Raw genomic sequence first — 22226 nt, 5'->3', positions numbered from 1 at the left:
GGGGAGAGATGCATGCCGAAACCTGATGAAGGCGGCACCACGGACGGGCACTCCATGCCGGGCGTCGGCACCCCGAGTGACGAGCGCGAACGGCAGAACAACGGTGAGGCGGGATTCGCGAACTCCACGGAGGACTACTACGCCGACTACCTGGCCCGGCCCAAGACGGACCCCCGCGTACAAGACGACCTGATCGAGTGGCACCGGATCGGCGACTACCCGACCGCGGAGCCCCCCAGACAGCCACCGGTCGATCTGGTCGCCCAGTACCGCATAGACCCGGGCACGGTGCGGAAGGAGATGTCCATCAAGATCGCCGACTTCGTGGACCCGGAGACCGGCAAGCCGCGTCCCGACTCGCCCGTGGAACGGCTCCGCGCCGACCTGGACCGGCTCCGGGGGCTGGGGGACTCGCCGAGCCTGGAGGTCCTCGTCACCCGCGCCACGCTGACCGATCGCGATCTTGGCACCTGGCAGGCGGCCGCCGACATGAAGGCCACCACCGACAAGGCGCAACTGAGCCTCCGCAGCGCCATCACCCAGCTCTGCTCGGTCTACGAGACCATCGTGGAGACACTCGACCAGACCGTGAAGACGGCCATGGACGCCGACCGGTCCGTGGCGGACGGCCTGCGCAAGGCCACGACATGACCGGCAGCTACACCCTGTACCAGCTCAGGGAGGCCAACCGCCCGCAGGTCGACGACATCGCCGCGGTCGGGGGCGGCGACAGCGACTCGAGCCAGGGCATCGTCGACCTCATCCGCAACCACACCAACCCGGCCAGGGTCGAGGCCGCCGGCGGCAACTACGTGACCATCGCCGAGTCGGTCGCGACATCGATCAAGAACCTGCACGACGAGGCCCAGCGCCTCGCCGGATCCATGGGCGGGGAGCCCTTGGAGGGCATCTTCAAGAAGATCGGCGAGCTCCAGAACGACCTGGCCGCGGTGAACCACGGCGCCCAGACCGTCGGGCACCCGCTCGTCTGGTACGGCCGGCAGGTACTGCCTTTCTTCCGCGACAACGTCCCGCAAGTGGGCGATGTAGGCATGGACGACGACATAGGCGATGCGTTCGGCAGCGACGGCAACGCCCACGCTCTGGCCCGGCACCATCTGAAGCAGCTCAACAGGTTCATGGGGGTGGTCTACGACGGGATCGCGCCCGAGATGGAGCAGCGCGCCGCTCCTCCCCAGGGAGGCGGCGTCAACCCCGGTCCGTTGCCGGGGCTCGACGGCTTCGGCAACGGCCGGTTGGGCGGCGGGGTCTCCGATCCGTACTCGGGGCTCGGCAGCCCGTACTCCAGCCTGCCCGGCATGAACGATCCCAGCCTGTCCGGTGTCGGCGCCCAGAACCCGAGCATCCCCGGCCTGGACCAGCCCAGCACCAAGACCCCGGATCTCCAGACACCCCAGACCCCGGATCTCCAGACGCCCCAGACTCCGGACCTGAAGACACCCCAGACTCCGGACCTGAAGAACCCCGGCGACCTCAAGACCCCGGCCCTGCCCGACACCAAGGCGAATCTGGCCGGCTTCCCGGACACCATGACCCCCGACCTGGCCAACCGGGTGAACACCGGCGTACCCTCGACCGGCCCGCTGACCCCGTCAGGGATCGGCACCGCCACGACGGCGGCACAGGGCACGGGCGGGCTGACGGGCGGCGGCGCGGGTGTCCGGGCCGGGACCGGCGGCATGGGGATGGGCATGTACCCGCCGGGCATGGGCGGCGCCAACGGCCAGGAGCAGGATCGCGAGCGGACCAGGTTCCCGATGATCGAGGACGAGGCGTTCGAGACCGATGACCTGGGCGGTCCCGCAGTGATCGCATGACGGTGACGGAGAAGGTCCGCGGCTACCGGCTCCAGGAGCGGGCCGGGCAGGACGGGCCGTGGAGCGCGTACCTCGCGACGGCCGACCGCGACGGCACCTCGGTGCTGCTGCGGACGCTGGCCTGCCGCCGGGTGGACAAGCGCCGGCTCAAGCCCCTGCTGCGCGGCTTCCGCTTCCCCGACGCGCTCGCCGCCCACCCGAACGTGATCCCCGTACTCGACCTGGGCACCACCACCGACGGCCGCCCGTACCTGGTGACCCCCCTGCCCGGAGGCTGCACACTGGCCGAGCGGCCCGGCCGAAGCCTGCCCGCGCCCCCCGCCGAGGCCCTGCGCATCGCCCGCGCCGTGGCGAGCGCGCTCGCCGCCACCCACGCGGCGGGCGGCGTGCACGGCGATCTACGGCCGGAGAACGTGGTCCTGCCCGAGCACGGCGAGCCCGCGCTGACCGGGTACGGCATGAGCGGGCTGATGTCGCTGGCCGAACTCCCCGACGGTACGTCCGTCTCCGTCCACACCCCGCCCGAACTGCTCGAAGGCCGCTCGGCCAGTCCCGCGTCGGATGTGTACTCGTTCGGGTCGATGCTGTACGAACTGCTGGCCGGGCGGCCCGCGTTCGCCCTGGACGGTCCGGACACCTCGGCCCGGTTCGTCTTCGGCGTCCTGAGCGAGGAACCGCCGCCTCTGGCGCACCGCAACCTGCCCGCCGACCTCGTGACCGCCGTCCACCAGGCGATGTCCAAGACCCCCGACGCCCGCCCCACGGCCGCCGACCTCGCCGACCGATTCGCCCAGACGGCCCTACTGGCTGCCCCGCAGTCCCTCCTGCCACCGCCGCACCCCGAGCCGGGTCCGCCATCCTCGCCGACCGGATCGGGCCTTTCGTATGCCGGACCGCCGCTCGTGGCGGGCCTGTCACATACCGGGCCGGGACCCCAACCGGGCGTCTCGCAGACTGGGTCGTCGATGCCGGTGGCCGCTGAGGCGTCGGTGCCGCGTGCCCTCGTGTGGACCGTCGACCCCGACCGCTCGGCGTCGCTTCCCGCCCCGCCCCGGCCGCTCTACCCGTCCTCCTACCAGCCCCAACAGGGTACGGCGGAGCCGCAGGCACCGGCGGAGTCACGGCGCAGGAGCAAGAAGGTCCCTCTGTTCATCGCCGGCACCTCCGGCCTGGCCGTACTGATCGGCGCGGCCAGCGTCGCCGCCGCCATGAACGGCCGCCCGCCGACCCCACCGCGCATCACCCTGGAGCCCCAGTCCGCCACGACCGGAGGTGCCGCCCCCGCAACGACCGGGGGGGCCGTCCCCACGACGACCAGAGGCGCCGCCCCCACAACGACCGGGGATGCCGTCCCCACGACGACCGCCAACCCACCCAGCGCTCTGCCCTCCACCGGACCTTCCATCGCCCGCCCCGCCAAGACCCTGGACGCGGCGGCGATGAGCGCGCAGCGACCCAAGGACCTCACGCTGGTGACCGACAACGGCTCAACCGTGACGCTGTCGTGGAAACAGCAGCGCAAGAGCGACTTCCCCATGGTGATCCAGCAGTCTCCCGGCGATCGCTTGACATCGATGCGGAGCGGCAGCCGCACGTTCACGGTCGCCGGCCTGGACGCGGCCACGGGCTACTGCTTCAAGGTCGGCACGGTGGTCAGACTCGGCCAGCCGTCGTCCGTCGCCTGGTCACCGTCCCTGTGCATCCGCGGCGCGGTCGAAACCGACCCAGGCAGCCAGGACGAACAGGTCCAACCGCCCATCGTCCTCCCACTGGCCACCCCACCCACCTGAAGCTATGTCAGGACATCGGCCAGGGTCGCCGCGAACTCGACCGGCTGGGACCAGTAGCCGGTGTGGTCACCCGGGAAGTCGGCAACGTGCTTTCCCCATCGGCCGGCCAGGGCGGCGCTGGGGCGGTAGGGAAAGTGCTGCCGCGAGTCGCGCCCACCGGCCATCACGATCCGCTCCTGCTGAGCGTCCAGCGCTTTGAGATCAGGGCGGTAACCGGGCGCCTGCCGTACCTCTTGACGAAGGAAGAAGTCGAGGTTGCCTGAGAGCCGGTTGATCAACTCGGGGTCGATGTCGGTCGGCCGCTGGAGCATATCTGCACCGATCCCGGCCATGAACATCTGCATCGCCCGCCCGGCACTTTCACGCCGGTACGTGTCGTAAACCTCTTCGAAGAATGCCCGCCACTCCGACGCGTCCGGCAGCACGTCGGCCAGGGGAGGTTCGTGGGCGATCAGCCTGGTGACCAGGTCGGGGCTCTGGCTGATGAGCGCGAGTCCGACGACCGCGCCCGCACTGCTGCCGAAAACGTAGGAAGGCTCGGCGGCGACGGTCTCAAGCAGGCGGCGCGCGTCGTCCGCGTGCGTCTCGCCCCACTCGGTTTCCATAGGCTCGTCGAGCGTGCTGCGTGAGAACCCGCGTCTGTCGTAGCTGATCACGGTGTAGTGGTCGGCGAGCAGGTCCGCAGCCGCGGCGAACAGGTCGGCGTCGCCGTTGCTTCCGGGGATCAGCAGGAGCGCGGGCCCCGAGCCGCGCACCTCGTAGTAGAGGCGGCCGCCGGGCACCTGTAAGGCGTGAGTCTCTTTGGCGGGCATGACGCGATCCTCTCGTGACTTACTTGCCGTCAGGTAAGTCAGATACTAACCTGCCGTCAAGTAAGTGGAGATGCTCCCTATGTCACGCGGCCCGCCGGGAAACGGAGAGATCGCTGTCGGCTTGCTCACGCGCGAGAAATCCGCCGAGGGCGGCGGCGAGGACGGGTAGCCCGACAACGACGGCAGCGATCGTCAGCCACGGAGTTTCGAAGGGCACTCGTGGCGGATCCTCCCATATGGCCGGCGCCGTCAAGGGCCAGATCAGCAACATCCCGATGGGGCACCCGGCGACCGCGCCCAACACCGTGCCGCAGGCCGCGCTCAGCCCCGCTCGGGAGGCGCCGAACCACCGGAAAGTCGCGGTCGATCCGTCACCGGCCCGCCTCAGCACCCGACCCGGTCGCGCATTCGTGGTCTTGCCATATCCGGTGGTCAATGCACCGTACAGGGCGATGAGAAGCGTCGCCGCGGCGACGGGCAACCAACTGATCGAAGCTTGGAATCCCCGCTCGACATAGGTCTCCGCGACGTCGCCCAGTCGGCTGTCGAGCCGTTCTTGTTCGCTCGCCGAGATTCGACGGAGGGAGGGATCGACGATCAGTTCTTCCGGCTCCAGTCGATAGCCGAGGTCCCGGACGACCTTCGTCGGGACGAAGATCGTCTGCATATTTGGGTCGACGGTTCTGGCGACGATCGCCGGAATGGTCTTGCTCGCCAGCGGGCCGTTGTTCCCGGTCACGTCGTAATCGATCTCGACCGAGTCGACCTTCACGTCGGCGTTCACGACCACCACAGCCTGGCCCTCGTCGTAGGGCGTTGACTGGTCACCCGTGATATACCGCAGCAGCGCCTCGTCGCCGATGACTTCGTGCGGGTAGACCGGCTCTTCCAGCGGATCGAGATTCTCGGCAGACGCGCCGAAGTGTCGGTATTCACGCGGACTCTCACTCTGGGCGATGGGCACTCCGGGTAACTCCTTCTGGATCGCCGCACGTACGGCACCGGCCTGCTCCGCCGAGAAATACTTCACCACGAGGGCGCCGGGCCGGGCGCTGGGGGAGTAGTAGGCCCTGTCCTGCGTCGTCATGCCGACCGCGACGATCGTCAGCGCGATGCCGAAGCTCGTCGCCATCGCGGTCATCGTGATCGCGGCAGCCGTAGTCGCGCGACGACTGGCCAGGTCTCGGACCGCCAGGCGAACGGGCAGCGGCAGCCGTTCCGCGCACCGGCCGAGGATCTCCAGCAGCCACGAGGCGAACGGGCCGAAACCGAGAAGGAGCAGACCGCCGCCTATGAGGGTCATCAGCATGAGCCCGATCAAGACGACGTTGTCGTAGCGCGAGTCTTCACGCGCCGACCACGCACCGAATGCCATCATCCCGACGCCGATGAACGACACGAACAATCCCCCGGCCAGGTATCGCCGACGTATGCGCACGTGGCGATTCCCTGGGGCAGTCAGCGCCGCGACCATCACAGATATGTAGGCGAACACCCCGGGAATGGCCATGGCCAGACTGATTCTCAGGAGTACCGAAGGGTCGAAGATCATGGCCGAATAGTAGTGAGATCCAGTCGGCGCCGTACGGACGAGAAAAGCCAAATAGGCTGCCGATCAAACGCAATTCACAGAGCTTTGAGAGCGGCGGTGACGACGTCTGCGAGAGGGGTGGGCGGCCGACCGATGAGCTGCCGCAGGTCGGTGCTGTTGGTGTACCAGTCGCCGTGGGTGATGGCGAAGCTGGTGTCGGCCAGCAGGTCGGCGAACGGCTCGGGCACACCCCAGCCGGCCAGTGTCTTCGCGTACTCCTCGACCGGCAGGTCCTCGTAGACCAGCGGCTTTCCGGACTGCGCGGCGAACTCGGCGGCCACATCCGCCAGGGTGAACGGCTCTCCTCCGAGTTCGTAGGCCTTGTTCACCGGGCCGTCGCCGGTCAGGACGGCCGCCGCGGCCGCCGCGAGGTCAGGCCGGGCGGCCCCGGAGATCTTGCCGTTGCCGCCCGAACCGATCATCCTGCCCGACGCCAGCGCCGGGGCGAGGTCCCCGAGTTCGCCGCAGTACAGCTCGATGTACGCGCCGTTGCGCAGGAAGACGAAGGGCAGACCGGAGTCGCGGATACACGCCTCGGCCTGCCTGTGCTCATCGGCCAGCCGCAGCGTGCTGGTCGCGGCGTTGACGAAGCTGGCATAGGCGACCAGCGGGACCCGCACGGCGACCGCGGCCCGCACCGCGTTCTTGATCTGGGGGAAGCGCCGGCCGTAGATGGCGGAGGGGATCAGCAGGAGTTTGTCGGTGCCGGCGAAGGCGGGCTCGAGTGTCTCCGGCTGGTCGTAGTCGGCATGGCGTACCTGTACACCGCGCTCGGCCAGGTCGGCCGCCTTTTCGGGGCTGCGCACGGCGGCGACGAGCTCGCCGGCGGGTACGCCGCGCTCCAGCAGTTCCGCGATGACGAGACGGCCGAGGTGGCCGGCGGCGGCGGTGATGGTGATCATGGTGAAGTTGGTTCCTTCTGCGACGTTGCGGGGCCGGGTCAGTGCTGGATGTCGCCTCTGGCCTGAGCCATCGGGAGCCGGTCGAAGACGCTGATCACACGCGTGATCTTGCCGTTCTCGACGGTGATGTAGTCGATGCCGCGGAAGTTCTTCAGGATGGGGGTGTCGGTGGTGTACACGGTCGCCGCGTTCGTGTCGTTGCCGAGGACGTCGATGACGGTGGCGCCGGTGAGCGAGTTCGCGAACGGCTCGAGGAACCTGCGGTAGCCGTCCACTCCCTCGAACGTTCCGCTCGGGGCCTCGCACACGACGTCGTCGGCGAGGAAGCTGAGAGCCTTGTCGACGTCCTTGCCGGTCCATGCGCGGACGAAGTTCTCGGCGATTTCCTGGGCGAGTCCGTTTGTCGTGGTCACGGCACAGTTCCTTTCGTGGATCGGCCCCCTGCCAGGCAGGGATGCTCGGAGCTGCCCCCTGCGGGCGGCCCGTCTACCTGCATGTTCACCGAGGTATATGTCAGGGTGTGTCATATACCGAGGTAATTTTGGAGGCATGAGATCCGAGCGCCTGCTGTCGGTCATGCTGCTGCTGCAGACCCACGGCCAGCTTCCCGCCAGCGAGCTGGCCGAGCGCCTGGAGGTGTCGGTCCGCACCGTCATGCGCGACGTCGAGGCGCTGTCGGCCGCCGGTGTGCCCGTCTACACCGTGCGCGGCCCCCATGGCGGCATCGCCCTGCTGCCCGGCTATCGCACCAACGTCACTGGCCTGACCACCAATGAGGCCCGGGCCCTGTTCGTACTGCTGTCCGGCCAGGCGCACGCCGAGCTGGGCCTGGGGCAGTCCCTCGGCTCCGCACTACGCAAGCTGATGGCCGCCCTGCCCGCCCCGCACCGGCCAGACGCCGACCTGGCCAGCCGTCGCATCCTCATCGACCCAGTGCGCTGGCGCGGCGGACCCACGCGCGCCGTCACCGGCCCCGCCGTCGACCTGGCCGTGCTCCAGCAGGCCATCTTCACCGACCGGCGGCTGCGCCTGCGCTACCGGCACGGCCGCGACAGCCGCGTCGGCTCCTACACCCTCGATCCCTACGGCCTGGTCAACAAGGCCGGCGTCTGGTATCTGGTCGCCGACCACCGCGGCGAGCCCGGACTCTTCCGGACCGACCGGGCCTTGTCGGGCACTGTCCTGGAGGAGCCCGTCCGGCGCCGCGACGGACTGGAACTGGCCGACGTCTGGAACAGCCTGCGCCGGCATATCGACGACATTCCCGCCCCGCTGCTCGTCACGGTCAGCGTTAACCGGGACATCCTGGCCAGGTTCCTGCGCATCCACGAAGCCGACCTGGCCGGCCCCTCTTCCACCGACCACCGGCTGGAGCGGGTGCCCGTCGAGCTGCGCTTCCGCTCCCTGGGCGCAGCCGAAGCACTGCTGGCCTTCGGCACCGACGCCGAAGTCCTCGCCCCGGCCGAACTCCGCCAAGCCCTGGCCCGCAAGGCCGCCGATACGGCCGCTCTCTACGCGACCGGTCAACCCGGGGCCGTCACCTCCCGGCGCGCAACTCCGGATCGGTGACCCCGCCGGGACAGGCGAGCCGGGCGACGTCCCAGCCGGCGCGCCGGGCTCCAGCCTGGTAGGCGCTGTCGTAGAAGGCGAGAACGGCGGCCCGCGGATCAGCCTCGGACCGGGCGTCGGCATGGCGCAGTACGGCCAGATGGCCGCCTCGCTGCTCGATCCACCGCGCGGCCGCCGGTTTCAGGGGTTCGCTGTCCAGGCCATCGGGCTCGGGAGCGGTGTAGGAGTAGAAAGCCGGATCCGAGAAGGCGTCGTCGCCGAACCAGAAGCCGGAGCTGATGACCTCCCGCGAGTACGCTTCCCGCGTCACCGGGTCGGCCCCGGGCGGTTGGTCGATCACACGGTCGGAGAAGCGGCTGCAGGCGATGTCGAAGGTGTGCCAGAAGTGGTGCACCGGGCTGATCTTGCCCGAGAAGCCCGCGGCGAACTCCTCCAGCAGGAGGTTCACCTGACTGAGGACCTGCCAGTAGCGGGTGACCTCGGCCGGATCGTAGTGCGCGTGCTCGGTGTCGTCGGCGAACGGCCGGTCGGCGTCGGGCAGGTCGAACGGCCGCGGCACGGGAATGTCCACCCGCACGTCCAGGGCCGCCAGCGCCCGCATGGTGTGCTGGTAGAAGGACGCCACCGACTGGCCAGGCAGCGCGAACGACAACGCCCGGCCGTCCACCGTGGTGATGAGCAACTGGTGGCCGACGAAGTCGAAGTCGATCGTGAAGATCTGGTTGCCGTCGGCCTGCCCCATCGGACGGGTGGTGATCCCCCGCCCGGTGACATGGAACGGCGCGTTCCACCAGTGGTTGCGCCGGAACGCCGAGGCGAGCCGGATCTTGCCCACTACCTGGCAGAACCGGTGCAGCGTCGCCTTGGTATCCCGCCACTCAGCCGACGGCACGGCGGTGAACAACTCCATGACGCCATCGTTCCCACACATTCGCGGCGCCTACCCATGCGAGGGAACAGGTTCACCCATGCGGGGGATCCCTGACCGAGGTGGCGTGGAGACGCTGAGGACATGGTGAGTGAGCGAACCGAAGTACCTGCCCCGCGTTGGGCCATCCGGGCGGCCTACGCGTCCGCGCTTTCGGCGACGATCGGGTTCATACCGCTGCACGCGGTATGGGCTATGGGAGTTCCCCTCTGGGCTGACGATGGCAAGTTCCGAGACTGGTACGCACAAGGCGGCAGTCCCTATCTCTTCGTCCTCTGCGCCATGGCGATGCTGGCCGGAAGCCTGGCGCTGAGCCTGGTGCGACCATGGGGCCTGGTCTTCCCGCGCTGGGTGCCGCTGGTCTCCAGGCGGAGAGTGCCGCGCCGGACACTTGCCACCACGGCGTTTGCGGTGTCGGTCTTCTTGCTTGGGTACACGGCGTGGGCCGGATGGCAGTTGGCCACCGACTTCAACGACGACGGCATTTTCAGTCCGTGGATCGTCGTCTACGGAATTCCACAGTTCTTGGTCTGGGGCATCGGCCTGTTTCTCGCTGCCTGGTCCTACCGCGCCCGTGCCGCAGTGAGCGTCAGCAGACGAGGCGGCGCCAGCAGATGATCGCGGCGGCGGTGAATTGGTGCGATCGGTTAGGGCTGGGCTCCGCTGTACTGGAAGGAAGCCAAGGGTGAGACCACGCGCCAGCCGAGCCGCTCATAGAGCGCCCGCCCCTGGCCGGTCCCGCCCAGGACACCGACGCTGCCCCCCTGGTCGATGGCCAGATTCTGCAGGGTACGCATCACCACCGTGCCTAGTCCCCGCCGCTGGTGCGGCTCCTCGGTCAGCACTTGTCTACGACCACGGTCTCACCCGTGCGACCCATCTGGCCGCGCGCGGCCTGTTCGCCACCGGCGGTCAGGATCCGGACGAAGGTGGCCGCTCCGGAGGCGGTCACCTCGATCTCGTATCCGGCCGGGCAGCGGGGTTCGGTACGGTCCAGGTCCACGGTCATCATGAAGCCGGGGTCTGTGCGTTCCCACCCTTGAGTGAGGTACGGCGCAGCCTCCTCGGGGGAGACGAAGAGCTTGAGCCAGGCGCCCTGTTCGGTGACGGTGGGCAGCAGCTTCTTCAGCCACTGGAGGTCGGTGACGACGTATCGCCCGATCCCCTCGATCTCGATGCGCCAGCCCCACGGCTCGGCCACTGGCTTTCCAGCCCCCCGTGAGATCGCCCAGCCCTTGGTCCACTGGGATGCAACGTTGATCATGCTTCTGCAGCGTAACGAGTGGCGGAAGCGAAGTAGAACTACTTCACGCTGACGACGACCATCGCCAGCTTCGGCGGTGGGTGCGTACGCCCATGGGAGTAGCCGGGACGCCGCCCCAGGGCGGATGTGAGCCGGTCGGCCGCCACCGCATGATGATCGCTGTCGGATCACCAATCGGAAAGGGCCTGCCTCCCCGCATCACCACCCGCCGCCGCGACTTCGTACGGCACCGGAACTGGATAATGCGCAATGACGCGCTCACCTTCCTCGCCATCACCTCCCGAGTCCCCTCTTCGCTCGCTTCCTCAGCACTGGGATCGCAGCCACCTTCTCCGCAGGCATGCTCGGCCAGATCAGGCCGCTCGGTCGCCGTGCGGAAGGGCAGGCAATGACGTCCTTCTCCGTGATGATGAGATCGACGCGAAAATCGTGCTCCGCCTCAGGCAGAGGCTCGTCGACAACCTGAAGTGAATGGACGGTGGTCACGATAACGGTGTTGTCGTTGACCAGGCTGTCCTCGATGAGAAGTGCCACCTCGATGTCGGAGTAGCCCGCTCCTTTGCCTAGCCGTACCCCTTGGCGGTTGACGGCGACGGTCCCGCACACCACGAGGTCGATTGGCCGCATTTCTTCCGTGCCCACAAGCGGGCTGTTCGCGGCAGCGCCCCTGCTCGTCGCGGCTTCTGTCGGTGACATCCGCGATCGAGCCGGATCGATCAGATAGAACGGCCGCACAGTCGCGATCTTCGGAACAGCCATGTAGAGCAGCTTGTTCTCGGCCAGCGCACGGGCTCGGACAGGCAGTTGCGCGGTGTCGGGATTGGCCTTGACCGTCTCCGCCCGCTGCCACTGTGCTGTCGATGCCAGGAGCTCGGCCGCACGCTCGGAGCCGATGAAGTCAGGGATGTAGCCACGAGCGTCGGGAGCAGATATCTGCGCCTCGATCAGGGTGGACCACACCCGCTCCCTGACGGCGTTCTTCTGATCGTCGAGACTCATGCGCCCACCTCATCATGTGGTCATCAGCCCGAACAACCGATCGCTGATCTCCTGCACCCAGGGCTCATGGCGCCAGGGTGCCAGCTCGCGTCCAGCGGAGAAGGCGATGTTCATGCCGCCCCCGCCGCGGGGCTCCTCGATGAGATCGATCGCCTGGTGCAGCGTGCCGCAGGCCTCTTCCAGCTTGCCTTGTCTGATGTACGCCAGGGTGAGGTTGCCGAGAACGATGGATTGCGACTTCTTCCACTGGATCAGGCTCCGGGCCGTCCGGGTCAGGATCTCTTCGGCCTTGCCGTTCACCCCGAGGAACAGATAGCAGGAGCCGGCCATGCGATCGAACTGCGACGACGAGAACATGGGCATGGCCTCGTCGTCCGAGCGGATCCGATCGAAGCTGACCTCCGCCGCATGCAGGGCTTTCTCGCAGTCTCGGCGCTGTCCGAGCATCGCGTGGGCCTCGCCGACATGGAGGTGGCCGAGGCCGGTCAGGACATTGCTCGTGGACTCGCTGACGAGCGCTGTCTCACGGCAGAGCCTGAGCCCTTCGCTCGGGTCCTTGGTCCCGTAGAGCGCGACGAAGCCCTTCCGAAGTTGGGCGTGCGCCTCCAGCAAGGGGTTGGAGATCTCTCGCGCAGCTGAGATCGCCTGATCGAAATACCGCAGCGGTACGACGTCGTCACGCCTCTGGGACGCGTCCCAGATGAGCTGGCCCATGAGCGTTGCCGACTCGGCGACGGAAAAGGCGAGCGCGCGGCGGATCCGGCCGGTCGGGGCAAATTCGTAGAGGAGGGTGACCTGGCTGTGGCACTGGCCGGCGGCCGCCAGAAGCGAGGCGGACGGGGCGGTGTCGTACCCCGCGCTGAGACGCTCGATCTCCTGCGCCAGGTGCGCGACCGTCACGAGGTCGACTGTTGAAGGATTGCGCAGCGTGAAACTGAGCCGATCAGCTTCGTTGGCCGGTGAAACAGCGAGGACGTCGTCCAACTCGTCTAGCGACAGCTGAAGGATCTCGGCCAGCTTGGGTCGGTGCCACGCCCGGGGTTCGGTCTCGCCGCTCTCCCACCGCACGACCGTCGAACGCTCCACCCCGACGGCATAGGCGAAGCTCTCTTGTGAATATCCCAGCGTTTTGCGGCGTTGCTTCAACTTTTGTCGCCGTTTTGGCATGGCTATCGCTCCCGACGCTCATTTCTCATTGCAGTATTCCTTGTTTCTTCGCAGGTCACAGGCCCTAATGCGGCATTGATGCGCCATTCCCGCACGTATCTGCTGTGGAGGCGATGAGTCCTTCAGTGTTTTCTGCAGGGCATGACGAGCAGCCTGTCGAATGACACTCTGTCGCGCTCCTGCACGCTGTCACCGGTGGCGGCATCGGTGCCTGCCGCGCGGGCCTGGGCACGGCGAATGCTGGTTCGCTGGGAGATCCCCCACCTCGTCGAACGCGTCGAGCTGCTGGTCTCAGAACTGACCACCAACGCGATCAAGCACGCGAGGAGCGGTGGAGCTCCCGTTGGGCTCGTCTTGCGTTTCGTCGGCGAAACGCTTCGGCTCGAGGTCCACGACCGTGACTCCGAGAATCGGCCCGTTCAGCAGAAGCCAGTGGCCGCGGCGGTGGGTGGGCACGGGCTTTGGCTGGTCGAGGCTTACTCCGACCGCTGGGGCATAGAGCCCGCCGAGTACGGCAAAGCGGTCTGGGCGGAGCTGGACGGCTGCGGGGCCGAGACATGAGCGAGCGCAGCGGCACCAGTCCGTTCATCTCCGTCGGCGCAGGTCTCCCAACGCCACATCAGTGCTTCAGCCCACACGCGGCGGCGCCCGGCTCCGAGTCCAAGAAACTGGAGTGGGACGCGCCGCGGATGGGTGAGCGAGTCCGGGTGCTCAAGTGGACGTGCGATTGCCTCACTCCCGTCTACGAGCTCTGCGCGGCAGGCGGCCAGTACTTCATCCGGCGCATCGAGGCCCAGCGAGTCGACGAGAGCACGAGATTGAGATACCGGGATGCTGAGGAACTGTGGACGGCACTCCTGACGGGTTGGAGTTACTGACCGTCGGGTAGCCCTCATGGTCGGCCTTGGACTGATCACCACCCGCTTGGCCGCCAGCACGTCGTGGCAGGAGGTGTCGCTTCTCGTTTGATCTGGCGAGTGGCATCGCCGCTGACCTGGGGCTCGCCACTTGTGCCGGTGGGGCGAGTGCGTCATTTCTTCTCATCCGAACTGGCGAAGTGCGGGAAGTGACCAGCTTGCATCGGCGTGCTGAACCCAGCGTGCGTGTGTGGCTGCCAGGTCCCGGCTGAAGCCTCAGCGGGCGGCTCCCTCGACAGGAAGCTCCGCCGGACGCGCCTTGGCCTCGGCCTGGTCGAAGAACGCGTCGATCCAGGCCTTCATGGCCGCCGCCCACTGCGGCCGGCCCAGCGCGTCGGGGTTGCCCTCGAGCGCGATGAGGGCCAGGTTGACCGCCCGGCCGTCGTCCTGCCCGAGCCGCGCCAGACCCGCGGCGAGGGCGCCGCTCGGGACGGCAGATGTGTTCACGGCGTGTGTCACGGGTTGCTCCTCTCCTACCCGCACCGAGCGGGATCGGAGAGGAGGACCGACCGGGACTGCAGACAATACGCGCCGTCGCTTTTCCGACAGAGTTTCCGTTGGGGGGCAGAAGATCAGCAGGTGGTGCAGAGCTCGCGCCGGACGCGCCAGGTGAAGGTGGTGCTTGCCTGGCCGCCGCCGACGGCCGTGACCGTGACGTTGTAGCTTCCTACCGTGTGGGGCTGGCCGGTGATCCAGCCGGTCGTGCCGATGGTCAGCCCGGGCGGCAGACCGGTCGCCGACCAGGTGTAGGACCCGCTCCCGCCGGTGGCCTGCATCTGCAGCATCACGCTGTCCGGGAGGAGCGTGAGCTGGGTGCCCGGGTTGACGACCGTCATCGCCGGCGGGGGCGTGGGGATATCCGGCGGCGGGCAGTCGAGCAATACCGGATCAGACCCCGTCGATCCGGTGATGAACTCCGGAGACCCCGACAGGTATTGGATCGTGGCGGTCGCCCGGCCCGAGTAATAGCCGGACTCGCAGAACGCGCCCGGGCTGGGGGCGCCGAGGCCGAACACGGGGGTCAGGGTGGTGTTCTGCCAAACCGCGGTGCGGCCGTTCACGGTTACGCCGGGGCCGTTGTTCAGCCCGTGGTAGAGCAGTTCCACGGTGAGGTCGATGCGGCGCACTGGACCGTCGCACTGGACCGTCGCGCTGTAGTTGACGGTCTTGGCGTCGGTCTTGCTTGGTGGGCTGCTCGGCGCGACCCACCAGCAGTTGTGGCCGTCGGGATCGGCGGCGGATGCCGGGGTGGCGTCGATGCGGCGCATTGGACCGTCGCACTGGACCGTCGCACTGGAGTTGACGGTCTTGCTCGGTGGGCTGCCCGGCGCGACGTACCAGCAGTTGTGGCTGTCGGGATCGGCGGCGGATGCCGGGGTGGCCAGGCCCAGGGATGCGATGGAGAGGGCGGCTGCGACCAGGGCGAGGAGGAGGCGTAATCCATTGCGATGCAACAGTTTTACACGCATCGCTGGATGATCTCACGGGGAATCGGCGTCGACAATGGGTGAGCACGGAGCGGGAGATGGGCCGGGGCGTGCACTCGAAGACAACCTGCTCACGCACAACTGCGGCGGGGTGTGCGTCCGGGCCGACCGGGAGCAGCGGCTGCCGACCCTTGTGACGTTGCCTGGTCGGTACGCCGAAGCCGAACGTGAGGAGCAGCGTTCCGCGAGGAGAACGGCAAGGACGTGTCGATCCTCACGGACACCGTGCGCGGGGGGAAACGGCCGCTCACGCTCGCTGAGCTGCGCCGCCGGTACGAAGCCGGGCTTATCACCCGCCGCAGGAAAGCGAAACAGCCCGCACTGTCGGCCGTCGTAGCCATGGGCTTTGCCCCTCTCTCCTGTGTCGGCGGGTTCGCCACATCATCCGAGAACCCCGGCACCTGTCTAAGAATCGCGTCATGCGGCCCAAACGGCGGGCATCGTCGCAGATCACGGTGCGCGCTGGGCGCCACCGGCGGTTCGGCGGCTTGCGGGAAGCAGCGTTCTGGCAAGTTGGGTCACGGCTCGCTGCGCGGTTTGGGCCGGCATGACGCGATTCTTACTGGCAGGCCGTCTTGCCAGACGAGAAACCGTCAGGTCGGGTGAGAACCCACAGGAGGTCAGAGAAGGAAGGTGAACAGCGGCGAGCCAGGTGGGACGCGCTCCACCGTCAGCGGGCTGGCCTTCATGCGGACCAGGAGGCTGTCGAGATCGCTGGCCCGCTCGAGCTCGATACCGACGAGAGCGGGGCCGGTGTCGCGGTTGTTCTTCTTGACGTACTCGAAGGCGATGATGTCCTCGCCCTCACCCAATACCTCGTCCAGGAAGTGCCGCAGGGCGCCGGGGCGCTGTGGGAAGGTCACCAGGAAGTAGTGCCGCAGCCCGATGTGCACGAGAGAGCGCTCCAGCACCTCGCCGTACCGGCTGACGTCGTTGTTGCCGCCCGACACCACGCACACCAGTGGCCCTTCAGCAGAAACCAGCTCGCGGGCCGCCGCGCCCGCGAGAGCTCCGGCGGGCTCGGCGATGATGCCATCGGTCTGGTAGAGATCCAGCATCTCGGTGCACACCGCACCCTCATCGACCGCGACGACCTCATCGACCAGGTCCTTGACCAGGGGGAACGTGGCGCTTCCCACTCTCCCGACGGCGGCGCCGTCCACGAAGGAGTCCAACTCGGGCAGGGCGAGGGGCCCGCCGTGGTCGAGGGCGGCGCGCATGCTGGCCGCTCCGGCGGGTTCGGCGCCGACGATGCGGGTGCTGGGTGAGTGCTCGCGGAGCCAGACGGCGATTCCGCTGATCAGACCGCCTCCACCGACCGGCACGACCACGGTGTGGGGCGCCTCACCGGACTGCGCAAGGATCTCCAGGCCGACCGTGCCCTGCCCGGCCATCGTCCTGACGTCGTCGAACGGATGCACGTAGATCGCGCCGGTGTGCTCGCTGTCGGCGTGCGCGGCGGTGCTCGCCTCGTCGTAGCTGCCGCCGACGACCACGACCTCCACCCGGTCGCCGCCGAGCGCCGCGATGCGCTCGCGCTTCTGCCGTGGCGTGGTGGACGGAACGTACACGCGCCCGCTGATCCCGAGACGCGCGCAGGCGAACGCGACTCCCTGCCCGTGGTTGCCCGCGCTCGCGCAGACCACACCGCGCTGCCGCTGCTCCTCGGTGAGTGAGGCGATCAGGTTGAACGCTCCGCGCACCTTGTAGGAGCGGCAGACCTGGGCGTCTTCGCGCTTGAGCAGCACCTGTCCGCCGAGCAGGTCGGACAGCCGCTGGTTCGGCTCCAGCGCGGTGCGGCGCACCACCGGCCGCAACCGTTCGGCCGCCTGGCTGATCATCGCGGTGGTGAGACGGTCGGTCATGCGGACTCCAGGCGAGTAACAGCGGTTGATCAAGGGATGTTGGCGAGGTGTCGTCGCATTGTAGTGACGACAGCAGCCCAACAGCGGATCACTGGGAACGGTGCCCGTCGCCAAGGCGAGCACATAGGTCACAACGAGCTCAACAGGGCGGACGATTCCCGCAGCGACCATCTCCCGCAGGTGGAGGGCGATCGACCACAGACGCCGACTGGCACAGCTACGGCGAGGGCACACGGACCCCGTCCCGGCAGGAGGCGATGCTGCATGCGGCGGCGACCGCGGTGCGGCCGGCCGCGGACGGGAGGATCATTCCCTGCGGCACGCTCGGCCCGGCGCTGCAGCCGGCTCCACATCGGCGGTAAGTGGGTGTCTACGAACCCAGCACACGATCACAGCCGTGGGCCAGTCCGTCGCGATTTCTGCACTAGATGGCCTTTCCGCTGGCTCGGGCGAAATTCGGGGAGAGCGGGTGGACAAGTGCGGGGTGTAAGTCCACGAACGAAGAGGATGACATGTGGATGATCAACACCGCGCCCGGTTCGAGGCCGTCTACCGCGGTACCTACGAGCAGATGCTCGGCTACGCGCTGCGGCGATGCGCCAGCGCGGAGGACGCGGCCGACGTGGTGGCGGAGACGTACATGATCGCGTGGCGGCGCGTGAGCGAGCTGCCTGATGGTGAGGCTGCCCGTATGTGGCTGTACGGCGTGGCCCGCAAGGTCCTGGCTAACCATCACCGCGGGGAGCGGCGTAGGGCGGCGTGGCACGAGGCATTCGTGGCGGAAGCCAGGCGACTCCAGTCCGTCGCCGATCGATCGCCAGAGTCCGAAGCCGTCGCAGAGGTGATTGCTCAACTCAGTGAAGCAGATCGAGAAGTGCTCATCCTGGCTCTGTGGGAGGACCTCGATCCGGGCCGGATCGCCGAAGTGCTGGGGTGTTCGCGCAACGCCGTGCGCATTCGCCTGTACCGGGCGCGTAGACGGTTTGCCAGGGCACTGAGCCAAGAGGGCGCACCGGGTGGCCGTGTCACGCGCCCGTTCATCCGGGAGGAGATGCAATGAACAGCGATGAGATGTTCCGCAAGGCGACGCCCATCCGAAACCAGGACCTGGCGGGCCTGGCGCACTCCGCAGTGGCGGACGCGTTGCTGGCCCAGATCAGCGCGACGGACACGACGAACACGGCGGACGTGACCGCGCCGGCCTTCCGGCGCACAGCGTGGAATGTGCGGCGGTTGCTCATGGCCGGGGTGGCCACCGCGCTGCTGGCCGGTGGCATCGTCGTTGGGTCGTCGGTGCTCGGCATGCCCGACGAGGTGTACGCGGGGGAGGCGGTGACGATCGATCGGGACGGAAACGACTACGTCTTCTACTTCACCAAGGGCGACCCCGACCCTGAGGCACTACGGAAGGCGTTCAGCACGGTCGGCCTGGACATCACGGTCACGCTGGTGCCCATCTCGCCTCGAGACCCATTCCCATACCACGAGATGGTCAGGACGAAGGACGTCAAGGGCAGCGTCGCGTACCAGGCCGCCGAGTGTGCGGAACGCATCGAGGGCTGTCTGGGCAGCATGCGCGTCAGCGCCGACCTGTCTGGAGGCGCGGAGCTCAGATTGGGCAGGCCGGCAAGGCCCGGCGAGCGGTACGAGGTGCCAGTCGATGCCACTCTGCCAGGGGAGGTACTGGCCGGCGTGCCAATCGAGGGAAAGACGGTGGCCGAGGCGGTGCGGATCGTCGGCGACCGCAGGTTGAAGGTGGGCTACACCCTTGACTGGCCAGCCTCTGGCGCTGGCGACTCCCCAAAGGATGTGGACTTCGAAGAGCGCGTGGCGGCCTCACGCATCGATGCCGGCTGGCGTGTAACGCAGGCCGAGACGCTGAACGATGGAGTGATCACATTGCACGTGCGGCCCGGCCCGGGGGTGACTCGACCGCCCGGTTCATGACGACGACGTCTGTCGGCAACGGCTCTCAGCGCGAAGGAACGCCTGGGCGTTCTCGCCATCGGGATCGAGACGCTTGGCCAATAGCCGTCAGGCCATAGGCCAGGCTGCCCAGTGGTTTTGCTTGACGAATGACGCTTGCCTTCATCCGAAGACCCAGTGCCGACAGCCGCTCACTCGTCGTCTCCGAGCGCGCCGCAGACGATCAGTCGCCACCGTGACCAGCGCCTTCTTGCATGTAGCGACGCGAGTTGGTGGGGGTGCGCTGTGAACAGCGCGCACTCGAAGATTGGCATGCGGGTGACGATCGTGGACGTCTTTCATAGTCCTGCCCGCACGCGCGCCTACCACCATCAGCTACGCGGACGCCAGGGTGTGATTGTGGCCATGCTCCGTTGGGGCGCTCGCCCTGGTGGAACTGGCTGATGAAGAGTGGTACCGCCCAGGCGGTGTGCGGCACTGCTCAGCGGAGCAGCGAGCCGGGGGCTAGGCGGCGGGCGAGGCGGCGCGGTATCGCGACCTTCCGTCTGACCAGCACGTCCACGTCCGCGTAGTGCCGCCACGCCGTGTCCACCGCCGTCTGGTCCACGGGGGCGTCGCCGAATCGGGTGAGGTTCGCCAGGTCGGCCAACCCCGTCAGCGGCTCGTACGCATGGGCGCCCAATGCCGTCACCCCCAGCGTGGCCACCTCCTGAGCCGTCAGAACACTCGACGAGGCCGGAACCCCGGCGGCGCGCAGCCGTACCACCGTCTGCCGCCACGCGCCCGCCACCCCCGCCCGGCGGCGTCGGTGGCGGCGCAAGGGTGGCAGTACGGTCACCGCCAGCAGGTAGCCGACCAGCAGGCCCCCGGCCACCGCGCCCGCGATCGGCAGCCAGGCGATCTCCGTCTCGTGTCCGTCCTTGCCGGGGGACGGTTTTTGCGTGGGTTGGTGGGGCGTCGGTTTCGGGCCGGGCTTCGTGTTCTCGCTGCTGATCTCCTGCTCGACCTCCTGCCGCTGCTTGGACACGCCCTCGGCGACGTCACCGCTCTCGCCCGCGTGGCTGCGCGCCGGGGTCGGGTAGAACGGCACCCAGCCGATCCCCTTGAACTCCACCTCCGCCCAGGCGAGCACGTCGCCCGCCAGCACCTGCCGTACGCCGCCGCCCTGCGACTTGCCGGGACCGAAACCGACGACCACCCGGCTGGGCAGGCCGAGTGAGCGGGCGAGCAGCGCGTACGACGCCGCGAACTGCTCGGTCGTGCCCTTCTTCGCCTCGGTGAGGAAGAACTCGATGCTGCGGTAGCTGTGCCCCGGCGGGGAGTTGACGTCGTAGCCGGCGTGCTTGCGTAGGTAGGCGGCCAGCCGTACGGCCTGCTGCATGGGGCTGGTGGCACCGGCCGTGGCCTTGCGCGCGATGGTGGCGAGGCGGGCTCGCTGCGGTGCCGTACGGCCGTCGGGGCCGTTGGGCAGTGCCAGGGCGGCCTGGTCGGCGGCAGGGACCGCCTCGCGCAACTCCGCGGCGGAGTAGCGGCGAATGCCTGATGTGACCCGATACGTGGCGCCCTCGCGGGCGGTGGCGGTTGCCGTGCTCGCCAGCATTCCGGTCGAGGGGTCGGCCATCAGGCCGGTCGCGGGGGCGAGTGTCGGTTCGGTGCCGGTCGCGAAGTTGGTCGTCGGCTCGGTGCTGCTCGCGGGGTCAGTTGTGGGAACGATGCCGTTTGTGGAGGCGATGCGGTCGGTCGCTGGGCCCGTGAAGCTCACCTGCTGTGGACGGTCCGCCGCAGGCAACCAGGGCCCGGCCAGCTTCTGTAGCGTGAACTGCTGCTCGACCACGTCGCGGGCTCCCCTGTTGTCGTCGCCGGGGACCCGGCCGCCGGTCGGCAGGTAGCCGGCGGTGGAGGTCCATGTGACGCCGTCGAAGCGGTCCAGTACGGCCAGCCGCCAGTTCGCCTCGGCTGTGGATCTGACGGTGAAGAGCTGGCGGTAGGGGTTCTGGAGCCAGGCTGACACCTGGTCGAGCGGGCTCACCCCGGCGAGCGGGCGCGGCGGTGGCTGGGCCACCAACTGCCGCACGTCGTACGGCTTGGCGGCGAACGGCAGCACCGTCCCGGCCGCGACGGCGACCAGCACGAGGCCGGCCAGCAGCGGCACCCCCGCCACGATCGTCCTGACCGACCGGGCCGCCCGGACCAGCGCCAGCACCAGCGCCAGCCCGACGAGGATCGCCGCCGACGGCAGCCGCGAGCCGGGACCGCCCACGCCCAGGACGACAGCGGCGGCCAGCACCGGTACGGCCGGTGCGACCGGCAGCACCACCGCCCTGGTCCGCAGGGTCAGCTCGGTCCCCGCCACCGCCGCCGCCCACACCAGGAAGTGCGCCAGCACGATCGTCCTGCCGTCCCCTTCGGCCGGCAGAATGGTGGTGAGCAGCGCCTTCCACGAGTCGCGCACACCGAGCAGCGCGGCCCGCGCACTGGCCGGGCTCGGCAGGAACCCGGCCATGGCCTGCGCCCTGAACAGGGTCGCCGACACCGCCGTCAGCCAGGCCAGCAGGTTCACGGCGAGGGACGCCCACAACGGCAGGACCCTGACCAGCGCGTACGCCACCACCCCCGGCACAGCCGCCGCCACGCCCACCACGGGGACCAACGCGCCCAGGGCGAACACCCCGTCGAACGCCAGCCCGGCCGTACCCGCCAGCAGGACCACGACTACGACTGACACCACCCGCCGCCACTCAGGCAGCGACGGCAGCGGCGCGGCCTCGCCCGCCGCGGCCCGGCTTCCCGGCGAACTGGACCGCCGCCCCAATGCGGGCTGACCGCCTGTCGCCGCGGTCCGGCCCCCCGGTGAACCGGGCCGCCGCCCGAATACGGATCGCACGCCTGACAGCTCGGGCCGCCCTAGGTGCAGCGCGGACTGCACGTCTGGCGAAGGTGGTGTGGGCGGCATGCCTGGCGCGGTCGGTATGCCCGATGGGGGCGGCCGCGCACCTGGCGGTGTGAGTTGCGCGTCCGGGGTGAGTGGCGCAGCGGGCTGAGCCGACTGCGCGCCCGAGGTGGGCTGCGCACCGGGCTGGGCGGGCTGCGCGCCCGAGGCAGACTGCGCACCGTGGGCGGACTGCGGACTCTGGACAGGCTGCCTGCCTGCCATGCCGGGCCGAGTCGGTG

Annotated in this window: 22 protein-coding genes; 9 read left to right on the top strand and 13 right to left on the bottom strand. The window is 68.7% G+C overall.

What is annotated here, in order from left to right:
• Positions 1 to 12 precede the first annotated feature (12 nt).
• The 3 genes from KME78_RS02475 to KME78_RS65885 are packed head-to-tail and all read left to right on the top strand — an operon-like array spanning position 13 to position 3628.
• Complete coding sequence (locus KME78_RS02475) at positions 13 to 651, top strand: hypothetical protein (protein ID WP_219527043.1); 639 nt, start codon at positions 13 to 15, stop codon at positions 649 to 651.
• The gene (locus KME78_RS02470; protein WP_219527042.1) at positions 648 to 1838 is read left to right on the top strand and encodes a hypothetical protein; all 1191 of its coding nucleotides are present in this window, start codon (positions 648 to 650) and stop codon (positions 1836 to 1838) included. Before KME78_RS02475 ends, KME78_RS02470 begins: the two co-directional genes overlap by 4 nt.
• The gene (locus KME78_RS65885; protein WP_219527041.1) at positions 1835 to 3628 is read left to right on the top strand and encodes a serine/threonine protein kinase; all 1794 of its coding nucleotides are present in this window, start codon (positions 1835 to 1837) and stop codon (positions 3626 to 3628) included. Before KME78_RS02470 ends, KME78_RS65885 begins: the two co-directional genes overlap by 4 nt.
• A gap of 2 nt (positions 3629 to 3630) precedes the next feature.
• Here the strand turns inward: KME78_RS65885 and KME78_RS02460 are convergent, their stop codons facing one another.
• From KME78_RS02460 to KME78_RS02445, 4 genes are all read right to left on the bottom strand, one after another.
• Positions 3631 to 4440 carry an alpha/beta fold hydrolase gene (locus KME78_RS02460; RefSeq protein ID WP_219527040.1) on the bottom strand — a complete coding sequence of 270 codons (810 nt, stop codon included), beginning with the start codon at positions 4438 to 4440 and terminating at the stop codon, positions 3631 to 3633.
• 82 nt (positions 4441 to 4522) lie between these two features.
• On the bottom strand, positions 4523 to 5992 hold the full coding sequence (locus KME78_RS02455) for a hypothetical protein (protein ID WP_219527039.1): 1470 nt from the start codon (positions 5990 to 5992) through the stop codon (positions 4523 to 4525).
• Between the two features lie 74 nt (positions 5993 to 6066).
• Positions 6067 to 6933, bottom strand: coding sequence for an NAD(P)H-binding protein (locus KME78_RS02450; protein ID WP_219527038.1), 867 nt, complete (start codon positions 6931 to 6933; stop codon positions 6067 to 6069).
• A gap of 38 nt (positions 6934 to 6971) precedes the next feature.
• Positions 6972 to 7346, bottom strand: a complete 375-nt coding sequence (locus KME78_RS02445; RefSeq protein ID WP_219527037.1) for a nuclear transport factor 2 family protein — start codon at positions 7344 to 7346, stop codon at positions 6972 to 6974.
• A 136-nt stretch (positions 7347 to 7482) separates the two neighbouring features.
• On the opposite strand from KME78_RS02445, the gene KME78_RS02440 reads away from it, so the two are divergent.
• Positions 7483 to 8502, top strand: coding sequence for a helix-turn-helix transcriptional regulator (locus KME78_RS02440; protein WP_219527036.1), 1020 nt, complete (start codon positions 7483 to 7485; stop codon positions 8500 to 8502).
• Here the strand turns inward: KME78_RS02440 and KME78_RS02435 are convergent.
• Entirely contained in the window at positions 8471 to 9412 is a 942-nt protein-coding gene (locus KME78_RS02435; RefSeq protein ID WP_219527035.1) for a DUF5996 family protein, read from the bottom strand. The two genes, KME78_RS02440 and KME78_RS02435, sit on opposite strands and share 32 nt — an antisense overlap.
• 102 nt (positions 9413 to 9514) lie before the next feature.
• Here KME78_RS02435 and KME78_RS02430 point away from each other — a divergent pair, with 102 nt between their 5' ends.
• A complete protein-coding gene (locus KME78_RS02430) occupies positions 9515 to 10048 on the top strand; it encodes a hypothetical protein (protein ID WP_219527034.1) in 534 nt (177 codons plus the stop codon).
• Positions 10049 to 10077: 29 nt separating this feature from the next.
• Here the strand turns inward: KME78_RS02430 and KME78_RS02425 are convergent, their stop codons facing one another.
• The 4 genes from KME78_RS02425 to KME78_RS02410 all read right to left on the bottom strand — a co-directional run bounded on the left by KME78_RS02425 (position 10078) and on the right by KME78_RS02410 (position 12860).
• Positions 10078 to 10275 (bottom strand): GNAT family N-acetyltransferase, encoded by a 198-nt coding sequence (locus tag KME78_RS02425; protein ID WP_219527033.1) that lies wholly within the window; start codon positions 10273 to 10275, stop codon positions 10078 to 10080.
• Positions 10269 to 10694, bottom strand: coding sequence for a hypothetical protein (locus tag KME78_RS02420; RefSeq protein ID WP_219527032.1), 426 nt, complete (start codon positions 10692 to 10694; stop codon positions 10269 to 10271). The genes KME78_RS02425 and KME78_RS02420 overlap by 7 nt, the downstream gene beginning before the upstream one ends.
• A gap of 273 nt (positions 10695 to 10967) precedes the next feature.
• Positions 10968 to 11693, bottom strand: a complete 726-nt coding sequence (locus KME78_RS02415) for a 5-formyltetrahydrofolate cyclo-ligase (protein WP_219527031.1) — start codon at positions 11691 to 11693, stop codon at positions 10968 to 10970.
• 12 nt (positions 11694 to 11705) lie between these two features.
• Positions 11706 to 12860 (bottom strand): helix-turn-helix transcriptional regulator, encoded by a 1155-nt coding sequence (locus KME78_RS02410; RefSeq protein WP_219527030.1) that lies wholly within the window; start codon positions 12858 to 12860, stop codon positions 11706 to 11708.
• Between the two features lie 141 nt (positions 12861 to 13001).
• Between KME78_RS02410 and KME78_RS02405 the strand changes: the two genes are divergently transcribed.
• Positions 13002 to 13421: an ATP-binding protein gene (locus tag KME78_RS02405; RefSeq protein ID WP_219527029.1), complete on the top strand. Its 420-nt coding sequence runs from the start codon at positions 13002 to 13004 to the stop codon at positions 13419 to 13421.
• Entirely contained in the window at positions 13418 to 13738 is a 321-nt protein-coding gene (locus tag KME78_RS02400; protein ID WP_219527028.1) for a hypothetical protein, read from the top strand. The genes KME78_RS02405 and KME78_RS02400 overlap by 4 nt, the downstream gene beginning before the upstream one ends.
• Positions 13739 to 13993: 255 nt before the next feature.
• On the opposite strand, the gene KME78_RS02395 is transcribed toward KME78_RS02400, so the two are convergent.
• From KME78_RS02395 to ilvA, 3 genes are all read right to left on the bottom strand, one after another.
• The gene (locus tag KME78_RS02395; RefSeq protein ID WP_219527027.1) at positions 13994 to 14236 is read right to left on the bottom strand and encodes a hypothetical protein; all 243 of its coding nucleotides are present in this window, start codon (positions 14234 to 14236) and stop codon (positions 13994 to 13996) included.
• Positions 14237 to 14349: 113 nt separating this feature from the next.
• On the bottom strand, positions 14350 to 15246 hold the full coding sequence (locus KME78_RS02390; protein WP_219527026.1) for an Ig domain-containing protein: 897 nt from the start codon (positions 15244 to 15246) through the stop codon (positions 14350 to 14352).
• A gap of 638 nt (positions 15247 to 15884) precedes the next feature.
• Positions 15885 to 17129 (bottom strand): threonine ammonia-lyase IlvA, encoded by a 1245-nt coding sequence (ilvA, locus tag KME78_RS02385; RefSeq protein ID WP_219527025.1) that lies wholly within the window; start codon positions 17127 to 17129, stop codon positions 15885 to 15887.
• 514 nt (positions 17130 to 17643) lie between these two features.
• Between ilvA and KME78_RS02380 the strand changes: the two genes are divergently transcribed.
• Positions 17644 to 18189 carry an RNA polymerase sigma factor gene (locus KME78_RS02380; protein WP_219527024.1) on the top strand — a complete coding sequence of 182 codons (546 nt, stop codon included), beginning with the start codon at positions 17644 to 17646 and terminating at the stop codon, positions 18187 to 18189.
• Entirely contained in the window at positions 18186 to 19076 is an 891-nt protein-coding gene (locus KME78_RS02375; RefSeq protein ID WP_219527023.1) for a hypothetical protein, read from the top strand. Before KME78_RS02380 ends, KME78_RS02375 begins: the two co-directional genes overlap by 4 nt.
• A gap of 460 nt (positions 19077 to 19536) precedes the next feature.
• On the opposite strand, the gene KME78_RS02370 is transcribed toward KME78_RS02375, so the two are convergent.
• The gene (locus KME78_RS02370; protein WP_219527022.1) at positions 19537 to 21780 is read right to left on the bottom strand and encodes a transglutaminase TgpA family protein; all 2244 of its coding nucleotides are present in this window, start codon (positions 21778 to 21780) and stop codon (positions 19537 to 19539) included.
• Between the last annotated feature and the right edge of the window lie 446 nt (positions 21781 to 22226).

Origin of the sequence: Nonomuraea guangzhouensis, from assembly GCF_019396345.1 — a bacterium.
GTDB lineage: Bacteria > Actinomycetota > Actinomycetes > Streptosporangiales > Streptosporangiaceae > Nonomuraea > Nonomuraea guangzhouensis.
Note: the sequence above shows the minus strand (reverse complement) of the source record. Positions and strands in the feature narration are given on the sequence as shown.